Origin of the sequence: Nocardia sp. NPDC057668 (assembly GCF_042799795.1) — a bacterium.
Taxonomy (GTDB): Bacteria; Actinomycetota; Actinomycetes; order Mycobacteriales; family Mycobacteriaceae; genus Nocardia.
On record NZ_JBHVIC010000002.1, the window covers coordinates 106,901 to 128,521 of the forward strand.

Genomic DNA, 21,621 nt, shown 5'->3' on the forward strand with positions numbered 1-21,621 from the left:
GCCGGTCACGGGGTGGCCGCGAACATCTTGCGCACGCCGGCGAACAGCTGCGCCGCGCCGCCGAGCGACCAGCCGCCGTCCACCGGGAGCACCACGCCGGTGATGTAGGAGGCCATGGGCGAGCCGAGCCACAGGCAGCTGTCGGCGATCTCGGCGGCGTTGCCGTATCTGCCGAGCGGCACCGATTCGGTGACGACCTGTTCGAGCTCGGGCGTCGGCGCCAGCCGGGCCATGCCCTCGGTGCCCGAGATCGGCCCGGGGGCAACGGCGTTCACGCGGACCCCGGCCGGGCCCCATTCCAGCGCGCACACCCTGGTCACCATGTCCACGCCCGCCTTGGCCGCGCACGCGTGGGCCTGCATCTCCATGGCGATGCTCGACTGCGGCGCGGAGATGTTGATGACGGCGGCGCCGGGTTTGCGCAGGTGTTCGTAGGCGGCCCGGAGCAGGTGATACGTGCCCTTGAGGTCGATGTCCACCACCGCGGAGAAACCCCGTGCGGACATGTCGGCCGCCGCGGCGGGAAAGTTTCCGGCGGCGCCCGACACCAGCACGTCGATGTAGCCGAACTGCTCGCGCGCCGCCGTGAGCGCCGCCGCCACCGCCTCGTAGTCCCGGACGTCGGCGGCGAAACCCATCGCCCAGCCGCCGTATTCGGCCAGCTCCTCCACCGCGGCGTCGACCTTGTCACGGTTGCGGGACAGCACCGCCACGCTCGCGCCCGCCCGGGCGAAGGCCCGCGCCACTTCCAGATTGATGCCGCTGGTACCACCGGCCACGAAAACAGTGCGGCCCGAGTAGTCGAATAGCTCTGTCATCCAGCCATTTTCCGGCCGAAAAGCGCACCTCGAGGCGATTCGCCCCGATCAGCTCGGACGAAACGCCCGGACGGGCCGGCCACCCCGGCGCACCGCAAGCCACCCGAATTCCGAAACCGCGATCACGCCCGCCCGCGCGCCGGCGACACACGGATGACGAAAACGACCATGGCCCGCGGGAAATCTCCCGCGGGCCATGGTCGTTCACCGCTACAGGGACGCGCTGCCGCTCGCCGCGCTGAGCAGGGTCGTCACGAGATTAGCGAAAACTTCGAGCAGTTCCATGGGGTGAACCTCATCGATCGGTAGCCGTATCGTCCCGAAAGTGGGACACCGCACTCTCACCGATGCGGATGTCCGGCAGGTAACGCCGAGGTGAAGAGTGGCGGGAGATGTGCACACGGTCGGCAAATGTCCGAATTGACCGAATTTGTGTAATGCAGGTCACACCGCGCTGCTACCGTGGCGATAACCCGCCGCAGGGCGCGCGGCGGAACATCTTCCGGAGGTGGTCCCGATGACCTCGGTCCTGCAATCCACACGCGAGCGAATCGCGCATACGGCCGAGGCGGTGCGCGGGCTCAAGCGGTTACGGGAACTGGGGCTGAGCGATCCGCGCGATCCGGCGGAAATGCTCCGAACCTTGAGGGAGTCAAGGGTTTTCGGGCCGCCCGCGACGGCCGTACGGCGAGCGGGACGCCTGTTTCCCGACAACCCGGCCGTCGCCGACGAGCGTGGCGAGCTGACCTACGGCGAACTCGACCGGCAGTCCGACGCGCTGGCTCGCGGTTTGCAGCGCATGGACGTCAAGCCCGGAACCGTGGTCGGGGTGCTGGCCCGCGATCATCGCGGACTGCTGCTGACCATGGCCGCGCTGGGCAAACTCGGCGCGCGGCTGGCGCTGATGAACACCGGGTTCGCCAAGCCGCAGTTCGCGGCGGTGTGCGAGCGCGAGAACGTCAAGGTCGTACTGCACGACTCGGAATTCCTCGGCCTGCTCGACGCCCTGCCGCCGGAACTGCCGCGGGTGCTGACCTGGGTCGACGAGGGCGTCGAAGTACCCTCCGGGGCAACGACTCTCGACGCGCTCATCGAGGCAAACGCGCCGACCCCGCTGCCCGCGCCCAAGAAGCCGGGCGGGTTCATCATCCTGACCAGCGGCACGACCGGCCTGCCCAAGGGCGCCCCGCGCGACAAGACCGGGCCGCTGTCCACCGTGCAGATGGTCGATCGCATCGACTTCCCCCGGGGCGGGACGATGATCATCGTTTCGCCGATCTTCCACTCCACCGGCTTCGGCACCTGGCTGGTCGGGGTGGCCTTCGGGAACAAGGTCGTGACCAGCCGCCGGTTCGACGCCGAGCGCACGCTGCGCCTGATCGCCGAACACCGGGCCGATTTCATGGTCGCGGTGCCGACCATGCTGCATCGCATGGTGGAGCTGGACCCGGCGATTCGCGCGAAGTACGACACTTCATCGCTGAAGGGCATCGTGATCGCGGGGTCGGCGCTGTCGCCGGAGCTGAGCCAGCGCACCGCCGAGGTGTTCGGCCCGGTGCTCTACAACCTGTACGGCTCCACCGAATGCGCGGTCGCCACGGTCGCGCGACCCGAGGAATTGGCCGTCGCGCCGGGCACCGCGGGCCGCTCCCCCACCACCTGCGAGGTGGTGCTCTTCGACGACGACGGCAAACGAATTCGGGCCAAGAATGTCAAGGGCCGCATATTCATTCGCTCCGGGTCACCGTTCAAGGGCTATACCGACGGGCGGCACAAGCAGATCATCGAGGGCTATATGTCCAGCGGCGACGTCGGTCATTTCGACGACAACGGCCTGCTGTTCGTCGACGGCCGCGATGACGACATGATCGTCTCGGGCGGGGAGAACGTCTTCCCGCAGGAGGTCGAGAATCTGCTGCTCGAGCGCGCCGACGTGTTCGACGCGGCCGTGATCGGCGTGGACGATGTCGAGTTCGGCAAGCGGCTGCGGGCGTTCATCGTGCCCGAGCCCGGCGAGAAGCCCGATCCGGACGAGATCAAGCTGCACGTCAAGAACACCCTCGCCCGCTACAAGGTCCCCCGCGATGTCGTGTTTCTCGATGAACTCCCGCGCAATGCCACGGGCAAGCTGCTGCGCAAGACACTGCTCGAATACCAGATCTGAGTCCCGCGCGGGGACCCGGGGAGGTAATGCCTACCACGCCGCCGGCCAAATATTCGATACTTGAAGTAACAGAGACCTCGGCCACATCGATACGCTCGCTGCTTGCTAGGGTTGGCCCGTACTGGATATCGAGGTTGCGGACCGAAAGCCGACTCGTCCGGCAGGGGATTCGCGGAAGGTTGTACCCATGTCATCAGCCCTATCGGCAGGCACGGTTATTCGTAAGGCGGGGGATGCGGCGCTGAGCATCAACGCCATGGTCCGCGGTGGATTGGTGAACCCGCTGCGCCTGGATCATGCGGTGAAATCGGCCCTCAATATCGCCAAGTTCGGGCCTTTCGCCGGTGCGCTCATCCACGGCGCCACGACCAACCCGAAGTCCGCGGCGATCGTCGACGAGCGCGGCGAGATGACGTTCGAACAGCTGGACAAGCAGTCCAGCGCCATCGCCCGCGGCCTGGCCGCGCGCGGCATCGAGCCCGGCGACGTCATCGGTGTCCTGGCCCGTGATCATCGCGGCATGGTGCTCACCCTGGTGGCGGCCGGCAAGCTCGGCGTGCGCACCGTGCTCATGAACACCGGCTTCGCCAAGCCGCAGTTCGCCGACGTGAGCGCGCGCGAGAAGGTCAAGGCGGTGCTGCACGACAGCGAGTTCTTCGACCTGATGAGCGCGATCCCCGAGGATATTCCGCGCGTGCTGACCTGGGTCGACGAGAAGGACGACGCCGATCCGAGCATCCCGACCCTGGAGACGCTGGCCGCCGGGCAGTCCACCGCCCCGCTCACCCCGCCCGCGAGTCCGGGCGGCATGGTCATCCTGACCAGCGGCACCACCGGCACGCCCAAGGGCGCACCGCGCGACAAGGTGAGCCCGTTCATCACCGCGCAGTTCCTGGACCGAATTCCGCTGCCGCGCAACAGCACCGTCGTCATGGCCGCGCCGATCTTCCACGCCACCGGCCTGTCGCAGTTCACCATCTCGATCGCGCTGGGCAACCGAGTGGTGTTCCAGCAGCGGCGTTTCGACCCCGAGACCACCCTGGCCAACATCCAGAAGTACCGGGCCCAGGGCCTGACCGTGGTGCCCACCATGATTCAGCGCATCCTGGATCTGCCGCCGGAGACCCTCGCCAAGTACCAGCCGTCGGAGACCCTGCGCGTGCTGTTCGCCGCCGGCTCGGCGATCCCGCCGGACGTGGTGACCCGCGCCCTGGACTACTTCGGCGATTCGCTCTACAACCTGTACGGCTCCACCGAGTGTGCGGTCATCACCGTGGCCACCCCGAAGGAACTGCGCAAGAATCCGACCACCGCGGGCCGCGCCCCGGTCGGCATTCGCATCGCGCTCTACGACGAGAACCGCAAGCGCATCACCGCGCCGAACGTGACCGGCACGATCTTCATCGAGAACAGCCACTCGTTCAAGCAGTACACCGACGGCCGGACCAAGGAGAGCGTCGACGGGCTCATCTCCAGCGGCGACGTCGGGCATTTCGACACCGACGGCATGCTGTTCATCGACGGCCGCGACGACGACATGATCGTCTCCGGCGGCGAGAACGTCTTCCCGCAGGAGGTCGAGAACCTGCTCTCCAACCGGCACGACGTGTTCGAGGCGGCCGTGGTCGGCGTCGACGATCGGGAGTTCGGCAAGCGTTTGCGGGCCATCGTGGTGCCGGGTCCGGACTCCGCGCGCGACGCCCAGGAGATCAAGGACTACGTCAAGGCGAATCTGGCGCGCTACAAGGTGCCGCGCGAGGTGATCTTCCTCGACGAGCTGCCCCGCAACGCGACCGGAAAGCTGCTGCGCAAGCCGCTGATCGAAATGTCCGTCCCCACCGAATAGTTCCGGATGGAATCGGAATGAAAGCGCGGGAATTCGGCGGTTCGTTCTCGGTTATCATCAGCACGTGAGTTTCGTGTCCGGCCGGTCCTCGGCGCATATCCGCAGTGATGCGGCGATGTTGCGCGGTGGGTCGGCCGGTTCGATTTCCGGGGCGCTCGCCGTCGCCGCGCACGGCTGGATCTCGGGGGCCGCGCCCCTGGAATCGGAGGCGCTGACGCTGCTGGTGGCCGCTTCCGCCGCGGTCGGCGCGCTCGTCGCGGGGATCGGTGTCCTGCGCACCACCCGGCTCGGGCTCGTCGCGGCGCTGCTGGGCGGGCAACTGCTCGGGCACTTCGCCATGCTGTGGGGTGCGCCGGGCGGCGGGCATCACGGCCATCACCAGGCCTCGGTCTGGAGTCCGGCCATGCTGGCCGCGCACCTGAGCGCCGCCTGCGTCGCGGCGGTGGTGATTCTGGGCGCCGAGGCCGCGTACCGGATCGTCAGCGGTGTGCTGACGTGGGCGCTGCCCGTTCCGATTTCGCTGCCGGTGCTGTCCGGGCCGCCCGCGCTGCCCATTCCGCACCGCGATCGCGTCGTGCTGCGCGTGCTCGCGGCCGACGCCTTCCGCACCCGCGGGCCACCCGCCTTCGTTCGAGGCTGATCTTTTCTCCGGGGCTCGATCGAGTCCCGCATCCCCGTGCGCACGGTGCTGTTCTCCGTGTGCCATCGCCGTATTCGGCGACCGGGGTATTTCCTCGAACGAAAGACCGCTCGTGACAATCACAGAAAGCGGTGTCGATTCCTCGGCACCGCAACCTTCCCCTACCGGAAAGTCGGACGCGACGGAGAACAAACCGTCGACCGGCTCCACCAAACGCGGCGCGGGCAATGCCTTTCAGGCGCTGATGCTGCGACTGCATTTCTACGCCGGCGTGTTCGTTGCGCCGTTCATCCTGATCGCGGTGGTCACCGGTGCGCTGTACGCGATCGCGCCGCAGATCGAGAACTTCGTCGATCGCGGGCTGCTGCACACCGATTCGACGGGTGCGCCCAAGCCGCTCGCCGAGCAGATCGCCGCGGCCACCGCCCAGGTTCCGGACCTGTCGCTGGCGGCGGTCGCGCCCGCGCAGAACGCGGGCGACACCACCCGGGTGATCTTCACCGATCCCTCGCTCGGCGAGTCCGAGCGGCGGGCGGTGTTCGTCGACCCGGTGACCGCGCAGCCGCAGGGCGTGAGCGTGGTCTACGGCAGTTCGGGTCAGTTGCCCACGCGCACCTGGATCGACACCCTGCATCGCACTCTGCACCTGGGTGACCTCGGGCGCTACTACAGCGAGATCGCCGCGTCCTGGCTGTGGCTCATCGCGCTGGCCGGGCTGGTGCTCTGGTACCGCCGGGTGCGGGCGCGGCGCGAACGCCGGTCCGCGGGCTGGCTGCTGCGGGTCGATCGCTCCAAGCCGCGCGCTCGCACGCTGAATTGGCATGCGGTCGTTGGTTTGTGGGTGCTGCCGGTGGTGCTGCTGCTCTCCGCGACCGGTATGACCTGGTCCAAGTACGCCGGTGAGAATGTGGGCGAGCTCCGCAAGGAGCTGAGCTGGATGACCCCGGCGATCGACCAGAAGCTGCCCGGCGCGACCGGTCCGGTCGCGGCCGCCGGTGGCGACCACGCCGATCACGGCGGCAAGCCCGCCGCGCCCAAGCCCGCGGCGAACAAGGCCGCGCAGGCCGACACCGCCTACGCGGTGGCCCGGGCGAACGGGCTCGAGGGACCACTGGAGATCAGCATTCCGGCGGCGGACAACACCGCGTTCGTGGCCAAGGAACTGCGGCGGCCCTTCGTCTACACGCAGGATGCGATCGCGGTGAACGGCGAGACCGGTGTGGTCACCGACGTGCTGCGCTTCTCGGACTGGCCGCTCATGGCCCAGGCCACGAACCTCGGCATCGGGCTGCACATGGGCGTCACCTTCGGGCTGATCAATCAGCTGGTGCTGCTGGTGGCCATGCTCGCGCTGCTGACCGTGGTCGTGCGCGGCTACCTCATGTGGTGGCGGCGCCGGCCGACCAGGGAGACGAGCAAGCTGGGCGCCGGTAAGGCGCCGCGGCGCGGGGCCATGCGGCAGACGCCGCTTCTCGTGCTGGTTCCGTTCGTGGCGGTGGCCGCGGTCGTGGGCTGGTTCGCACCGCTGCTCGGCATTCCACTGCTGGGGTTCCTGGCGCTCGACGTGCTGGTCGGCTTGGCAGCCCGCCGGGCCGCGTCCGCCTGATCTCCCGCTGATCCGCTGCCCGGCAGCGGTTTTCACACATTCACAACCGAATCCTGCCAGCGACACCGCCTTCCGGCCGTGCCGCCGGATTCGGACGCCCTGTCACGATCCGGCGCGCTGGATCGTCACCACTGCACTGCGGAACCCGACCGCACAAGACGCGAGGAACTACCCCTGATGAAGATCAAGATGTTCGCCCTGTCCGCCGCCGCCGTCTCGAGCATGCTGGCCGTGGGCGCGAGCACCGCGCACGCGGCTCCCGCTCCCGAGGCGAACGCGGACGGCGCGATCAACTACGCCGTCACCACCACCGGGGAGCACACGGTCGTCAACACCGACGCCGGTTCGCTGGTGGTCGAGGACGGTGTGTTCAAGGTCAAGGCCGACAACGGCGTCACCGTCGCCGGCACCGAATTGAGCGTTCGCGTAGACGATTTCGTCTTCCCCATCGCCGCCGACATCACCGGCCGCACCGCGACCCTCACCCCGCGGTTCGACCTGGCGCACGCGGTCTACCAGCCGGTCGCGCTGCCGTTCGAGAACTCGGCGCCGTGGAAGTCCGAGTACGACCGCGAGGTCGCCGCGTGGTCACGCATGACCAGCACCATCTCCCTGGGCGCCAGCATCGCGACCCTGGTCGGCGGCATCGGCGGCGCGGCCCTGGGCTGCGTCGCCGGCGGGATCGCCGGCGCGGCCCTGACCGGCCCCCTGGCCCTGATGTTCGGCGCGGGCCCGGTAGGCGGCTGCCTGATCGGCGCGGCGGCGACCGGGTTCCTGGGCACCCTCGCCGGCCAGATCTTCATCACCGCTCCGGTGGCGATCCTGGCCGCGGCCCAGTACTTCACCACGATCAACCAGCCCTTCACGGCCCCGGCGAAGTAGTTCTGCACGAAAACTGAAGCGGGGCTGTGGATCTCGTACCGCCACAGCCCCGCTCCATGCGCACCACACCCCAGACGTTCTGCCCCGGCGACGATCTGCTTCACCCCCTCGAGGTACCGCTAGCCCACGAAACCGGGGGCGGCCGAAATCATGTGAGCCGTTAGTGCTTCAGAAATAATCCCGGCCATGAACAAGATATTTGGACGTCTCGCCGCCGGTTGCGCGGTGGCGGCCGCGGTTCCGCTCTCGGCCGGCACCGCGACGGCCGTACCGGGAGATCAACCCGTTTGGCTCTTCCTGGATCGCAATGCCGATCTGCTTTCCTGTGATGCGACGACGGTGGCGTGCGGGCTGAACGTGCTCGTCTTCGACATGACTACGCCGATCACCATCAGCGTCGACGGAAAGACACTCGTTTCCGGTGCGCCACTGCCGAATACGGTGAATCACGGCACCAAGCACACCGGGACACTCGCCACGACGTGGATTCCGCAGACCGCGGGTAAGCATGTGGTGTCCGCACAGCAGGGTGGCGAGAGTCAGTCGATGACCTTGACGATCATCGGCAACAACTCACCCGAAGCCATCGCGAGGCGGACCGTCAACGCCCTGCGGCCGGTGGTGTGCGGCTCGGGGTCGGGCACCCTTGTCGGCTCGGCCGTCGGTGGGTGCCCGCTCGATCTATGAGTCGGCGCGCCCGGCACTCCGGAGTGCCGGCCCGGCGGGGGTAGCGGGCCGGCCCGGAACTGAACACCGGTGTCTCAGGTCCTCCTGCTGGCATGCCGAGCGGCCGTGCGGCCCGCGTCCGTGAGGGTCCAGACTCCCCTGACGGTCACTCCGGCGACATACCGCTCCAACAAACCTTCCGCCACCATCGTGTTGCGTTCCCAGGCGGTTTGGTTTTGCCACTTCGGCTCCCCGTTCGAGTCCTGAGGTAGCCAGTCGACGTCGGTGAAACGCTTCCCGAACCGTTCGTTCATCCGTGTGAGAACAGCCTGCTTATGCGCTGTGCCTTCGAGCTCCAACAACGCGACGAGCAGGTAGTTTCGCAGTGTGGTTTGAGGCGTCAGCTCCATGCGCGCCCCGCTTCCCGCGGATCGCACCGTCCCGGTCCGCGACCGCTCACAGACCGCAGTTGAACAGGTGCACCACCGCCAGCACCTGTTCTCCCGATCGCACGGCCGCCAACTGCTCGACGGTGAGTTGTGCGCTCGCTTGCTCTTCCGCCGAAGGAAATCCGGTGGCGAACCAGATCGACGCCGCACACTCGCTCGGTCCTCGGCCTCTGGCGACGATGGTCTCCCACGGATTCACGATCGGGGGCGTCAGCGGGTACAACTCCATTCCCGGAACCACAACCGCCGTAAGCGGATCCGGCCGCGGGGCGGGCCCGATGAACCACGCGCTCGCGAAGGTCACGGCATCGTAGTTGTCTCGATCATCACCTGTCCCGACCCAACTCCTCGGCGGCCACCATGGCCCGGCCTTCCACCCTTCGGGCACGATAGTCGTCGTGCGCAGGGATGTGAACCGATGACGAATCTGCCTCCCGCCGAACAACTCCTGAGTGCCTACCGTGCGGCCGGTGGGTACGCTCGGGGGCTTGCCGATCTGCCCCGTCCGCCGCGGCATCCTGCCGGAGCCATCGCGGTTCTCGCAGAGTGGCTCGCCGATCTGGAGGCGCGGTGGCCAGGGCCGGACACGGACCGTGACACCGCCCGGCTCGTGCTTGTTCAAGCCCTCAACCGGCGCGAGTCACGGGCATCGGCCGCCATCCTCGCACTCATCGCCCAATTCGACGCTTCGAAGGCCATCGGCGAAAACGCCCGCTGGAGTGCGGGAAACGCGCTCTACGAGATTCCGGCGGGTGACAAGTACTTCGATGAACTCGCGGGGATCGCCGCCAACCGGTCCCTGGGCATGTCGCGACAGATGGTCGTGAACTGGCTCGGTAAGTCGCATCGACCGGAGGCCGCGACCATCGCGGCCGACCAGCTCGGTGACGAATCGGTGTGCGGGCATGCCCTCGAGGCCCTGGCGAGCCTGCGAGCCCAAGGTGTCCGCGAACAGGTCGAACCTTTCGCGAACTCGAAGAACAAGTGGCACCGGAGGACCGCCGAACGGATTCTGCGCAATCTGCGCTAGTCGACGGCGTCCTCGTCGACCGGGACCGGGGAGCCGGTCAGGGGGCGGACCGGGCGGAGGCGGACCCAGGCGAAGAAGACCAGGGCCGCGGCGGTCATGCCTATGCCTGCCCAGAGGTTGATGTCTATGCCGCCGGTTTTCGCGCGCTGGTATTGGGTGTCGTAGCTGAGGGCCACGATGATCAGGATTACGCCGTAGCAGGCGAGCAGTCCGCCGACGATGGTGCGAATATCGAACAGCATTGACGCGCCTTTCTTATCCGATGAAAACGTTGAGGGCGATGACGATTGCGAGGGCTATCCCGGCCAGGATCGCGGGGCGCTGATACCAGGGCAGGGTGTCCGCGTCGGGATCGGTGCGGACCGACTTCGGGGTTTCGGAATAGACCAGGCCCACCAGTTCGGCGGCCGGTTTGGGGCGGGTGACCTGGGTGACGGCGACGCTGACCACGATGTCGACCGCGAAAGCGACCCCGGCGGCCACGAAACTCGTGCCCTGACCGGACAATTCGAAGACGCCCGCCTTGCCCATGACGAACACCGCGATCGCCGCGCCGGTCCCGCTCACCAGGCCGATCCAGCCGGCGGCCGGGGTCATCCGCTTCCAGAACATGCCCAGGATGAAGGTGGCGAACAGCGGGGCGTTGAAGAAGCTGAACAGGGTTTGCAGGTAGTCCATCATGTTGGAGAAATTGCCCGCGATGAACGCGGTGCCGATCGCGCCGACGGTCGCGCCGACCGTGGCCAGGCGGCCGACCCTCAGGTAGTAGCCGTCCTCCCGATCCTTGACCGCGTACCGCTGCCACAGGTCGTAGCTGAAAACGGTGTTGAACGCCGAGATGTTCGCGGCCATCCCGGCCATGAACGCCGCGAGCAGCCCGGCCAGGCCCACACCCAGCAAACCGTTGGGCAGGACGTCTTTCATGAGATAGAGCAGCGCCTGGTTGTAGGTGACGTCACCCTCGAAATCGGGATTCGCCGTGACCTGGGCCTTGAACTCCGCGATCTGCGGCACCAGCACCGCGCTGATCATTCCGGGAATCACCACGATGAACGGAATGAACATCTTCGGATACGCGCCGATGATGGGCGTGCGCTGAGCGGCGGAAATGGAATGCGTCGCGAGCGCGCGCTGGACCTCCACGAAATTCGTTGTCCAGTAACCGAAGGACAGCACGAACCCGAGCCCGAACACGATGCCGATCACCGAGGCGATGTTGCTGGTGAAGCCGGTCATCTCGTTGCCGGGCCACGCCTGCAACTGCTCGGCCCCACCCGGCCCCTCGATCACTTTGCCGCGCAACCCATCCCAGCCGCCCACCTTGTGCAGGCCGACCAGCGTGAGCGGCAGCAGCGCGGCCACGATGATGAAGAACTGCAGCACCTCGTTGTAAATCGCCGCCGAGAGCCCGCCCAGGGTGATGTAGGACAGCACGATCACCGCGGCCACCATCACCGACACCCACAGCGGCCAGCCCAGCAGCACGTTCACGATGGAACCGAGCAGATACAGATTGACCCCGGCGATGAGCACCTGCGCCACCGCGAAACTCAGCGCGTTCACCAGATGCGCGCCGGGCCCGAACCGCCGCAACATGAATTCCGGCACGCTGCGGACCTTGGAGCCGTAATAGAACGGCATCATCACGATGCCCAGGAACAGCATGGCCGGCACCGCGCCGATCCAGAAGTAGTGCATGGTCGGCATGCCGTACTGCGCGCCGTTGGCGGACATGCCCATGATCTCGACCGCGCCCAGGTTGGCGGAGATGAACGCCAATCCGGTCACCCAGGCGGGGAGCGAGCGTCCCGACAGAAAGAAGTCCAGACTGGAGGACACTTGACGGCGCGCCAGCCAGCCGATCGCCAGGACGAAGCCGAAATACAGTGCGATCAGCGCGTAATCGATCGGATCCGCATCGAGCCGCAGCCCGCTGCCCGCCGCGGCCACGGCATCGGCGTACGCGTGTACCTCGACGGGCACACTGGCGTCGAACGGCATACGACTCTCCTGTCGAAACACTGCACGAGATGACGCGGGCACGACTGTTGTCTGACGCGAGCACTGCTGTGACTCGAAGATCCCCGGCTATGGATCCGGTCCGTGACGGGCAATACTAGCCGCGAGTTCGCTATTGCCGGGGAGGATCGCCGACGCCATGAAAGGCCATCGGAAAGCGCCTGGTAAACAAGGTATTCAAGCGTCAAAGATGTAGTTGCTCGCCAGTTTCCATTGCGATTTCGGTGCGCCACGCGGGCGCCGAACTACCAACAGGCCATGGCTCGCTCGTTCCTGATGTGCGAGTGGAGGGTTCCTGTTTCAGGTTAAGCCTCCGCCGCCACGCGCGTGGCCTAAACGAGCCGGTGCGCACCCGGCGCGGGCGTGACCTCGAAGGTGCGCGGAGCATCGAATCCCATGCGGGCGAACGCGTCTCGCACGGTCGCGATGACCGCGCCGGCAGCCTCCCGATCGACCAGGGCGATCACGCTGCCGCCGAATCCACCGCCCGTCATCCGAGCGCCGTGCGCCCCGGCCCGCAGCGCGCTGTCCACCGCGGTGTCGAGCTCGGGCGCGGAGACCTCGAAATCGTCGCGCAACGACACGTGCCCCGCCGTCAGGATCGGGCCGATGTCACGGGGATCCGCACCGGCGCGCAATTTTTCGGCTACCCGCAGCACCCGCGCGTTCTCACCGACCACATGCCGGGCGCGCCGGCGCAGCACCGGGTCCGCCAGGCGTTCGACCTCCGCGAGATCGGTGACATCCCGCAAAAACAGAACGTCCAGTTCCTCAGCGGCGGCAGCACATTCGGCCCGCCGCGCGGCGTACTCGCCGTCGACCAGCCGATGCGGACTACCGGTGTCGAATACCAGCAGTTCCAGCCCGAACCGCTCGAGCTCGAACGGAATCTGTTCGTACTCCTGGGTGCGCACGTCCAGGAAGAGCAGATGCCCGGCGGTGCAGAGCATGGAAGCCGACTGATCCAGCACACCCGTGGGCACCCCGACGTACACGTTCTCGGCGGTGCGCGCGATGTCGATGATCTCGGCGGCCCGCACGCCGGGCGCGAACAGATCCCGCAGCGTGATGGCCACCGCGCAGGACAGCGCCGCCGAAGAAGACAGCCCCGCACCCATGGGCACGGTCCCGTCCAGCTCGAGTTCGAGCCCGCGCACCTCGTGCCCGCGCCGCTCGAACTCCCGGATCACCCCGAGCGGATAGTGTGCCCAGGTGGGCAGTTCGGACCAGCCCCCCGTTCCCAGATCGCACAGGGTCATATCGACCCCGTCGCAGGGCGCCTGGCGCGAGCGCAGCCGGATCACCGGCTCGCGCAGCAGGGTCGCGGAGCAGGTCACCCCGAGCGGCAGCGCCATGGGCAGGACGTAACCGTCGTTGTAATCGGTGTGCTCACCGATGAGGTTGACCCGCCCGGGCGCGTGCCACCGCCCCGCCGCTGTCCCCACAATGCCCTCCGCTCCGCTTCGGGTTGGTCCGACGGCCCGGCGCCCGCAGGGCTTCCCGCAGAGTCATGCAGGCCGTACGGTTCGATTGGCAGGCAGCATAGCGAGTCACGCGGACCGTGATCCTGCGGGTTCGGCGGACTCGCCTACAGAGTGCGGGCTTTCGTGTAATGATCGACGCGGTTGCCCAGATCTCGATGGCAGCGCTCCCTCCCCCGTGGACACGGCCGCCGTCGGCTGGGACCTATGCTCGTACAGCAACACTCGGTTTTCGATCGCCGGGGCCCTCGAGCACCGCGCGGTACGTCCGCGAGCACGCTCGACGAGTTCGACGGTCGTGACCCCGTTGTGCAAGATGCTGATCGACGGACGGCGTGGTTCTGGGGACGGAGCGGAACGAGGGGGGCTGGTGACACCAGAAGGAGAACCGGCCGGTCAGTCCGGACTGCGGCACCGGATCTGCTGGCGCACGATGGGACTCGGCTGCGGGCTACTGATCCTGCTCCTGCCCCTGGTCAGCGACTCCCGTCCACTGGCACTCGCGACGCTGTTCGCCTCGGTCGCCCTCAGCCTCATCATGATCGGCGCGGGCGTGCACAGATTCCGCCCCCGCCATCCGCTGCCCTGGTATCTGCTGTCCGCCTCCGCCGTGCAGTTCACCGTGGGCACCGCGCTGCGCACCCTCACCGAGTGGCAGCGCCACCCCTTCGACGATCTGTTCCTGCTCAGCGGCTACTGCCTGATCGGCGCGGCCGCGGTGCTGTGGCTGCGACCGCGCCAGAACAGCACCGATCACGATCTGCTGCTGGATTCCGGCCTCATCGGACTCGGCGCGCTGCTGCTGTCGTGGACCTTCCTGATCTCCCCCATCCTGCACGCCGCCGGCGGGCTCACCCTCACCTCGCTCACCGCCTGCGTCTACCCGGTGGTCGACGCGCTGCTGCTGACCGTGGTGGCGCACTCGGTGGTGACCTCCGCGCGCTCGGAAACTTCACTGCGCCTGGTGTATCTGGCACTGCTCGCCATTCTGGCCGGCGATCTCGGCTACAACCTGGAGGCAGCCGGTTCGGCCGACCCCAGTCGCCAGATGCTGCTCATGCCACTGCAATTGGCCTACACGCTCATCGGCGCGGCGGCCCTGCACCCCAGCATGGTGGTGCTGGGCGGCCCGCGCGACATCCACGCGCACCGCTCCCGCCAGCGCGCCAGCATCATCGCCATCACCATGATCGTGGCCGCGCTGGTGCCGGTGGTCGGATCCAGCCTGGACATGATGGATCGCGTCGTCGTCTCCTCGCTGTTCGCCCTGTTGCTGTCCGGTGTGCTGCTACGCAGCGAACGCGCCATCGAACGCAGCGCCCGGAGCGAACGGCGCGCGCAGTACCAGGCCGATCACGACATGCTGACCGGACTCCTGAACCGCGCCGCCCTGCTCCGGGCGCTGCATCGTAATCGGGACAGATGGGGTGATCAGCCGCTCGCGCTGCTGTTCATCGATCTGGACGGCTTCAAGCGCGTCAACGACAACTGGGGCCACGCGGTGGGCGATGAGCTCATCGCCAATGCCGCGGCGCGTATTCGGCGCATCATCCGCCGCGACGACGCCGCCGCGCGCTACGGCGGCGACGAATTCGTTGTGCTCGCCCCGCTGGGCCGCCAGCAGGCGCTACTGCTGGCCGAGCGGCTGCTGGCCGCCCTCGGGGAACCCTTCGAGCTCAGCGCCGCCGAGGTGCGCATCGCCGCCAGCATCGGCATCGCGTGCAGCGGTCCGCGCGGCGTCGATACCACCGTGTATGAGCTTCTGCGCGAGGCTGATTCGGCGATGTATCACGCGAAGGAATACTCGCTGGGGTACGTTTTTCATGCCGATCTCAGGCACGGTCATCCGGAGTCCGGTCCGCGCACGTGGCGCCGGGAGTCCGCGGTCTGACATCGCAATTTGCTGTCACCGCACGGATATTCGGGTACCTCATGCAGTATCGATCATTCACCGCCGAGCCGGCACGGACCGGATTGATTCGGCTCACCGCCACCCTGGCGTGTTCGACCGCCGTGGTTCTCGCCGGCACGGGCGTCGCGCTCGCGGATCCGCTGGAACTCGAAACATCAACGCTCAACGCGGAAGTGGGCCCCGCCGCGCCGTCCGGTGGCGAGATCGCGACCGGCACCGGTTCGGCCAGCCTCTCGGCGAATCCCGGCTCGGCCTCGGGCTCGGCCGGAAGCGGCTCGGGCGCAAGCGGTTCGGGCACGCTCCCACCGGGCACCGGTTTCGGCACCCTGGGCAGCGGTTCGGCGAGCAAGCTCGGCCTGCTGGGGCCCACCATCGCCAATGGCATCGATTCCCTGATGCGCGGCCTGGGATTCGCGCCCGGCAACTACACGAGTTGCGCGGACGTCGAACGCACGGGCGTGGGTCCGCTGCTGCGCGGCACGCCCGGCTACAACGCGCTGCTCGATCCCGACGGCGACGGCGTCGCCTGCGAGTGAGCCTCGCCGCGCGCGCGTCCGATCGCGACATCGGCACGGCGCGCCGGGTGGGTCCGGATCGAACTCACGTGGTGAACCAACGACCGAGGCCCGGCCACAAGTGACCGAGCCCCTGTCCCGCGCCGCGTGAGCGGCGTCGGTGAAACCTGCCGAGAACCGCTCAGCCGGCCAAGTCTTCGAGCAACCGGCGCGCGTTCTCCAGCTCGGCTTGCAGGGCCTCGACCTTGGCGCGCTGGGCCAGCCGGACCGACTCCAGAATGCCGTCGACCACCTCGGCGACCTCGGGATGCAGCAGCTTGGCGGCCTGCGAGACCGACGAGCTCGGTACCGACAGGCCCTTGATGGTGCGCTTCTTGCCGTTGACGACGTCGAGCGTCCACTCACCGTCGGCGGTGCCGCTCAGGGTGACCGTCACCTCCGGCGCCTTGGGCTTGCGAGCCGCAGCCGCGGTGGTGGCGGTGTTGCGGGCGGGCTTGGGGGCCGCCGGCTTCTTGGCCTCGCCACTCGTGCTCGCCGCGGCCGAATCCGTGCCGTCCTGCGGCAGATCCGGTTTGGCCGCGGGCGGGGTACTCGGAACGCTCTGGACACTCGGAACGCTCGGCGGGGCGGTGGTGGTGCTCACCGTCGACGGCATCGTCACTGTGGGGTCCTTCCTGGTAGCCGTTTTCTGTTTCACACCGACGGCGGCTTGGGGCCGGGCCGGCTTGGTCAGGGTCACCTCGGTGGGGCCGAAGGACAGCACGTCCTTCGAACCGGTCGGCTTCACTTGCAGGAAATCTCCCTCGGACGGATCACCGAGCGAGATCACCTTTCCGGAACGGCCTTCCGGCACGCCGACCGCCACCGCCGTGAACCACACCATCGGCGGACGGCCGGCATCGATCTGCTCGCCGATCTGCCGAATCTCGGTCTCCGACAAGGGCTGTGGTTTGGTACTACGGGACGACATGGGGCTCTCCGGGCGGACGATTGGACATCTGCGTGCACAGAGCATGCCCCATGGCACCGACAAATCCACATCCAGAGAACCCGCACCGCTACCAACGCACCGGTTGGTGAACGTTCAGCAATTCCGATTCGTTCGGCCCACCGAGCATGGCCGGCGGGTCCGATCGTAGGCGCTGCGCGGTGCCGGCGCGCAACTTTCAGCGCCGGCCGCCCGCGTTCGCCGGGGCGCCGAACCGGGCGAACGGTCGATTCGCCCGGGTTGTCGCAACCGGTCGACAGCAGGTCAGAGCTGTTCGACGCCGCGCAGTACACAGCGCAGCGACTGCGGCCGGGTGACCGGGTCGAGCTGGGTCTCGGTGGTGAGTTCCTGGGTCGCGCCGGGCGGCACGGTGACCTCGGTGCTGGTGCGGTCCAATACCGCCGACTCCGGTGTCATGAAACTGATCACCACCAGATATCGGTGTTCGACCTCGTCCCGGTTGCTCACCACCGCGGTCGCCTGCCAGCCCGCCGACGTGCCACCGCACCCCGTGACGAACGCACTGCGCTGCATTTCGGATTTATCTCTGTGAGACTCGGGCATATCGGCCACTTCGGCCTCAACCCTCCCCACATCGGTGTGGCCGGATCGGGCACAACCCGCCAGGACAGCAGCCAATCCACACACCACACCGACGAGCCTCAGGTAGGGGGCGATCATGAATCTCCCTTTCCACCGCGCACTTCCGCCCCCCGCACCGCTGTTGCCGCTAATTAGCCGCGCGCAGAGACTACCCCACCGGCACAGCGTGTCGTGGAATACCGAGCCAGGCGTGTCGTACAGGAAGACTCGGTGTTCACTCCCCGGACCCGCGCCGTGCGACGGTATCGCCTCCACCTCTCCGCTCACCCCAGACAGCCGGCCGTCTCCTGTTTCGCAGCACCGAAATCATTCCCGTGTATGCAATCACGACAACGCCCGGCATGCGCGCGCGTCGTCACAATTCGCGGGAGCGCGGGGGAATTCCCGAACCGCGGGACAACGGCCCGGGTGCGCACGCCCCCGGGCATCGGGGTCGGGTCGGTCAGCCCGCGGCCGACAGCGCCTCGAGGACGCGGCGGGCCTGGTAGTCGGCGCCGAGCTGGTTGGGGTGGAAGGGGACCGCCAAGCCGAAGGGGTTGCCGGAGAACGGCATCAGGCCCTCCACCCAGCGGGTGCCCACGGGTTGGCAGGCGTCGTGGCCGTTGCTGCCCTCGTAGGTGTTCACGAACTCGACGCCGGTGGCGGCGGCGACGCGGGCGAGCATGGCGTCGATTTCCAGGAGTTTCGATCCCAGCCAGACCGCGTCGGCGTCGGAGATCGGGATCTCCGGGAAGCAGCCGCCCTCCAGGCCGATCCCCTCGAAATAGTCGAGCAGCAGGATGCGCGCGTGCGGCGCGCGCTCGCGAATGCCGTCGATGGTGGCCGTCACCCGCGGCTCGGCGGCCGCGATGTTGATCGACATCTGATCGACGCCGTTGCGGACCAGGGTGTTCAGACAGGGCGAGACGGCCGGATCGAGGGTGACGCAGTCGGTGACGGTCGCGGCCAGACCCGCGTCGTTGCCGCCGATGCCGATGGTCACCAGATCGGTGGTGGGGGTGAGCCGGTCGAACTGCGGCGGATTGCCGGACTGCGGTGCGGTCATGTTGTGGGTGGTCGCGCCACCGCAGGTGGCATCGCGGAAGACCGGGACGGCCAGCGCCGCGGCCACCTGCTTCGCGTAGTTGCGCGCGCTCTGCACACAGTTGAGCGGGGCGAACACCGTGGTGATCTGACTCAGGGTGGCATCGGCCGCCCACGAATCGCCCAGTGCCACATATTCGCCGAACGCGGGACCGCCGTCCGCCGGTGCGGCCGCGGCTCCCCCGGCCGAGAACGGGACCGCCGCGGCCACGAGCACCGCGAGCAGTGATACGACGCGTGAGAACTTCATCGGCTGTCTCCCCTGACTGCCCGGCGCGAAGCAAACTGGACTTCCGTCCAGTGACGAACCTAACAGCAGGTCAGTGCCTTTGCGGGCAGAACGGGAAAACAGCCCGCGCGGGGTCGCGCGCGGGTGAACGGGACACGAGTGACCCGGCCCCGCTCCCCCGCATCGCACCGCGGTCCCGTCACACGTGGTCGACGGCCTCACGACGCTCGTAGCCGAGCAGCACATCGTGTGCGACCGCGCCGTCCACCACCGTCACCCGGCTGAAGACCGGCGGGTACCCGCGGGCCATGACCGTGTAGCGGCCGTCGGCCAGATCGGGCACCACGTAGTGCCCGGTGTCGTCGGTGCGGGTGACGGCGATCAGATCGCCCGACTCGTCCAGCACGGTGATCTGCGCGTCCGACACGGACTGCCCGCTCTCGGTGCAGGCCGAGCCCGCCAGCACCGCGCGCGGCAGCAATTCCACGTCGTGGTGCAGCATTCCGCTCTCGGGCACGCTCAGGGTCGCGGCGCACGGGCGCATGTGCTCGGCCACCGCCACCAGCGTGTAGGTCCCGGCCAGCACACCGCGGCAACCGTACGCGCCGTCGGCTTCGGTGACGTCCGAGCCGACCACGTCGCCGTAGGCATCGGTGAGGGTGACGGTCGCGCCCGCCACCGGGACTCCGCGAACGGCCGAGCGCACCACGCCGCCCACCTCGCCGGATCCGGACAGCGCGATATCGAGCATGTGCGGGCGGCGGCCCACGGTGATGCTCACTGCGGCGGGCTGATACCCGTTCGCGGAGACGATGAGCACGTAGTCCCCCGCCCGCGGCACCCCGATCGCGTAGATGCCGTCGGACTCCCCGATGGCCCGCGAAACCTGATGTCCGCGTTGATTGATCAGCGTCAGCACGACGTCGGGCACGCCGGGCCCGTCCTCGCGGTGCACGCAGCCCGAGACCGACAGGAAGCTGGCCGCGCCGATGTGCACCTCGTCTCGCGGTTCGGGCTCGGGTTCGGCCGCGGCCTGCGGCTCGGGCTCGAGTTCGGGTTCGGGTTCCGGCTCGACGAACGGAACCTCTGCGGCGGCGATCGGCATGTCTTGCAGCGGAACCTCTTTCATGAACATGAGCACGACGGCGGCGACCACCGCCGCGGCGGCGGCCACGAAGAAGACCCCGCCCATGGCGTCGGTGAAGCCGATCAGAATGGGAGCGCGCAGGTGGTCGGGCAGTTCGGCGATACCGGTGGTGTTGCTCTGGATCTGCCCGAGCTGTCCGGCGCCGAACTCCGGCGGCAGCGAGCCGCCGAACGCGGCGATGATGCGGTCGGGCAGCAGGTTGAACAGAATCGTCAGGAAGATGGCCACGCCGAGGGTGCCGCCCATTTGGCGGAAGAAGGTGGCGGCGGCGGTGGACACGCCCATATCCGAACGCGGAGAGGCGTTCTGGGCCGCGATGATCAGCGTCTGCATGCAGCCGCCGAGCCCGAATCCGATGATGCCGCAGAACACCAGCGGCTGCCACAGCGGGCTGTCGTAGTGCACGAGCGCGAACAGCACCGAGCCGGCGGCGATGATCAGCGAGCCCAGGACCGGCAGGAACTTGTAGCGGCCGGTGAATTTGGTGATCAGCCCGGCCAATTGCGCGCCGATCATGATTCCGACCACCAGCGGCAGCATCATCAGCCCGGCCTTGGTCGGTGAATAGCCGCGCACCACTTGGAAATACAGCGGGACCAGCACGATCGCGCCGAACATCGCGATGCCGACGATGAACCCGCCGACTATGGCGATGCTGAAGGTGGCGCTGGAGAACAGCCGCATGGGGATCAGCGCGGCGTCGCGCATGAGCAGTTCCACGATGACGAACAGCAGCAGACCGACCACGGCGATGCCGTAGCAGAGCAGCGCGCGATCCGAGCCCCAGCCCCACTCGCGCCCCTGCTCGGCGATGAGCAGCAGGGGCACGGTGCCCATGGTCAGGGTGATCGCGCCCAGCCAGTCGGTGCGCTGCCGCTGTCTGTGAAAGGGGACCTCGAGCACCTTGGCGACCACGACCAGGGCGAGCAGGCCCACGGGCACGTTCACCAGGAAGACCCAGCGCCAGCCCTCCAGTCCCAGCAGGTGGTCGGCGTTGGAGAACCAGCCGCCCAGCACCGGCCCGAGCACCGTGGCGATGCCGAAGACCATCATGAAATAGCCCTGGTAGCGCACTCTCTCGCGCACCGGGACGATATCGCCGATGATGGTGAAGGCCAGCGACATCAGTCCGCCCGCGCCCAGGCCCTGCACCGCGCGGAAGCCCGCCAGCTGGTACATGGTGGTGGCGAAGGTGCAGGCCACCGAACCGAGCACGAAGATGCCGATGGCGACGAGATAACAGGGTTTGCGGCCGTAGATGTCGGCCAGCTTGCCGTACAGCGGTGTGCTGATGGTGGCGGTGATGAGATATGCCGTAGTGGCCCAAGCCTGTTCATCGAAACCGTGCAGGCTATTCGCAATGCGAACGATGGCAACGCTGACAATGTTCTGATCCAGGGCAGCCAGGAATACGCCCAACAGCAGACCGGACATAATGGTCAAAATCTGCTTGTGCGACAGCTGCGTTCCGGTATCGGCATCCAAAGACATTGGAGCCGACGAAGACTCGATAGCGGTATTCGTCACTTTTGGGGCCCTTGTC

At 67.7% G+C, this 21,621-nt stretch carries 19 protein-coding genes; 9 read left to right on the forward strand and 10 right to left on the reverse strand.

All coding sequences use genetic code 11. The features are described 5' to 3' along the window. Window positions 1-5: 5 nt before the first annotated feature. A complete protein-coding gene (locus ACFVBH_RS13465; protein WP_379001885.1) occupies window positions 6-818 on the reverse strand; it encodes an SDR family oxidoreductase in 813 nt (270 codons plus the stop codon). 517 nt (window positions 819-1,335) lie between these two features. Here ACFVBH_RS13465 and ACFVBH_RS13470 point away from each other — a divergent pair. The 6 genes from ACFVBH_RS13470 (at window position 1,336) to ACFVBH_RS13495 (ending at window position 8,643) form a co-directional block, all read left to right on the forward strand. Beyond that, on the forward strand, window positions 1,336-2,982 hold the full coding sequence (locus ACFVBH_RS13470; protein WP_379001887.1) for an acyl-CoA synthetase: 1,647 nt from the start codon (window positions 1,336-1,338) through the stop codon (window positions 2,980-2,982). A gap of 187 nt (window positions 2,983-3,169) precedes the next feature. Continuing rightward, window positions 3,170-4,828 (forward strand): acyl-CoA synthetase, encoded by a 1,659-nt coding sequence (locus ACFVBH_RS13475; protein ID WP_354991271.1) that lies wholly within the window; start codon window positions 3,170-3,172, stop codon window positions 4,826-4,828. Between the two features lie 64 nt (window positions 4,829-4,892). After that, window positions 4,893-5,468, forward strand: coding sequence for a hypothetical protein (locus ACFVBH_RS13480; protein WP_354991270.1), 576 nt, complete (start codon window positions 4,893-4,895; stop codon window positions 5,466-5,468). Window positions 5,469-5,580: 112 nt separating this feature from the next. Further along, window positions 5,581-7,074 carry a PepSY-associated TM helix domain-containing protein gene (locus ACFVBH_RS13485; RefSeq protein ID WP_379001890.1) on the forward strand — a complete coding sequence of 498 codons (1,494 nt, stop codon included), beginning with the start codon at window positions 5,581-5,583 and terminating at the stop codon, window positions 7,072-7,074. 177 nt (window positions 7,075-7,251) lie between these two features. Beyond that, on the forward strand, window positions 7,252-7,956 hold the full coding sequence (locus ACFVBH_RS13490) for a hypothetical protein (protein ID WP_379001892.1): 705 nt from the start codon (window positions 7,252-7,254) through the stop codon (window positions 7,954-7,956). 186 nt (window positions 7,957-8,142) lie between these two features. Next, on the forward strand, window positions 8,143-8,643 hold the full coding sequence (locus ACFVBH_RS13495; protein ID WP_379001894.1) for a hypothetical protein: 501 nt from the start codon (window positions 8,143-8,145) through the stop codon (window positions 8,641-8,643). A 74-nt stretch (window positions 8,644-8,717) separates the two neighbouring features. On the opposite strand, the gene ACFVBH_RS13500 is transcribed toward ACFVBH_RS13495, so the two are convergent. Beyond that, on the reverse strand, window positions 8,718-9,032 hold the full coding sequence (locus ACFVBH_RS13500) for a winged helix-turn-helix domain-containing protein (RefSeq protein ID WP_379001896.1): 315 nt from the start codon (window positions 9,030-9,032) through the stop codon (window positions 8,718-8,720). 46 nt (window positions 9,033-9,078) lie between these two features. Next, window positions 9,079-9,300 (reverse strand): hypothetical protein, encoded by a 222-nt coding sequence (locus ACFVBH_RS13505; RefSeq protein WP_379001898.1) that lies wholly within the window; start codon window positions 9,298-9,300, stop codon window positions 9,079-9,081. A 189-nt stretch (window positions 9,301-9,489) separates the two neighbouring features. Between ACFVBH_RS13505 and ACFVBH_RS13510 the strand changes: the two genes are divergently transcribed. After that, entirely contained in the window at window positions 9,490-10,101 is a 612-nt protein-coding gene (locus ACFVBH_RS13510) for a HEAT repeat domain-containing protein (protein WP_379001900.1), read from the forward strand. Here the strand turns inward: ACFVBH_RS13510 and ACFVBH_RS13515 are convergent. From ACFVBH_RS13515 to galK, 3 genes are all read right to left on the reverse strand, one after another. Continuing rightward, window positions 10,098-10,343 (reverse strand): hypothetical protein, encoded by a 246-nt coding sequence (locus ACFVBH_RS13515; RefSeq protein ID WP_354990690.1) that lies wholly within the window; start codon window positions 10,341-10,343, stop codon window positions 10,098-10,100. The two genes, ACFVBH_RS13510 and ACFVBH_RS13515, sit on opposite strands and share 4 nt — an antisense overlap. Before the next feature lie 13 nt (window positions 10,344-10,356). Then, window positions 10,357-12,102, reverse strand: coding sequence for a sodium:solute symporter family protein (locus ACFVBH_RS13520; protein ID WP_379001902.1), 1,746 nt, complete (start codon window positions 12,100-12,102; stop codon window positions 10,357-10,359). 350 nt (window positions 12,103-12,452) lie between these two features. Then, a complete protein-coding gene (gene galK / locus ACFVBH_RS13525) occupies window positions 12,453-13,565 on the reverse strand; it encodes a galactokinase (protein ID WP_379001904.1) in 1,113 nt (370 codons plus the stop codon). A gap of 406 nt (window positions 13,566-13,971) precedes the next feature. Here galK and ACFVBH_RS13530 point away from each other — a divergent pair, with 406 nt between their 5' ends. Beyond that, window positions 13,972-15,492 carry a GGDEF domain-containing protein gene (locus tag ACFVBH_RS13530; RefSeq protein WP_354990687.1) on the forward strand — a complete coding sequence of 507 codons (1,521 nt, stop codon included), beginning with the start codon at window positions 13,972-13,974 and terminating at the stop codon, window positions 15,490-15,492. A gap of 41 nt (window positions 15,493-15,533) precedes the next feature. Continuing rightward, on the forward strand, window positions 15,534-16,049 hold the full coding sequence (locus ACFVBH_RS13535; RefSeq protein ID WP_379001906.1) for an excalibur calcium-binding domain-containing protein: 516 nt from the start codon (window positions 15,534-15,536) through the stop codon (window positions 16,047-16,049). 160 nt (window positions 16,050-16,209) lie between these two features. Here ACFVBH_RS13535 and ACFVBH_RS13540 read toward each other — a convergent pair whose 3' ends face one another. The 4 genes from ACFVBH_RS13540 to ACFVBH_RS13555 form a co-directional block, all read right to left on the reverse strand. After that, the gene (locus tag ACFVBH_RS13540) at window positions 16,210-16,998 is read right to left on the reverse strand and encodes a DUF6319 family protein (RefSeq protein ID WP_354990685.1); all 789 of its coding nucleotides are present in this window, start codon (window positions 16,996-16,998) and stop codon (window positions 16,210-16,212) included. A gap of 282 nt (window positions 16,999-17,280) precedes the next feature. Beyond that, window positions 17,281-17,550: a hypothetical protein gene (locus ACFVBH_RS13545; protein ID WP_354990684.1), complete on the reverse strand. Its 270-nt coding sequence runs from the start codon at window positions 17,548-17,550 to the stop codon at window positions 17,281-17,283. 511 nt (window positions 17,551-18,061) lie between these two features. Next, entirely contained in the window at window positions 18,062-18,952 is an 891-nt protein-coding gene (locus ACFVBH_RS13550; protein WP_379001909.1) for an SGNH/GDSL hydrolase family protein, read from the reverse strand. A gap of 178 nt (window positions 18,953-19,130) precedes the next feature. Continuing rightward, window positions 19,131-21,569 carry an MFS transporter gene (locus tag ACFVBH_RS13555; RefSeq protein WP_379001910.1) on the reverse strand — a complete coding sequence of 813 codons (2,439 nt, stop codon included), beginning with the start codon at window positions 21,567-21,569 and terminating at the stop codon, window positions 19,131-19,133. Between the last annotated feature and the right edge of the window lie 52 nt (window positions 21,570-21,621).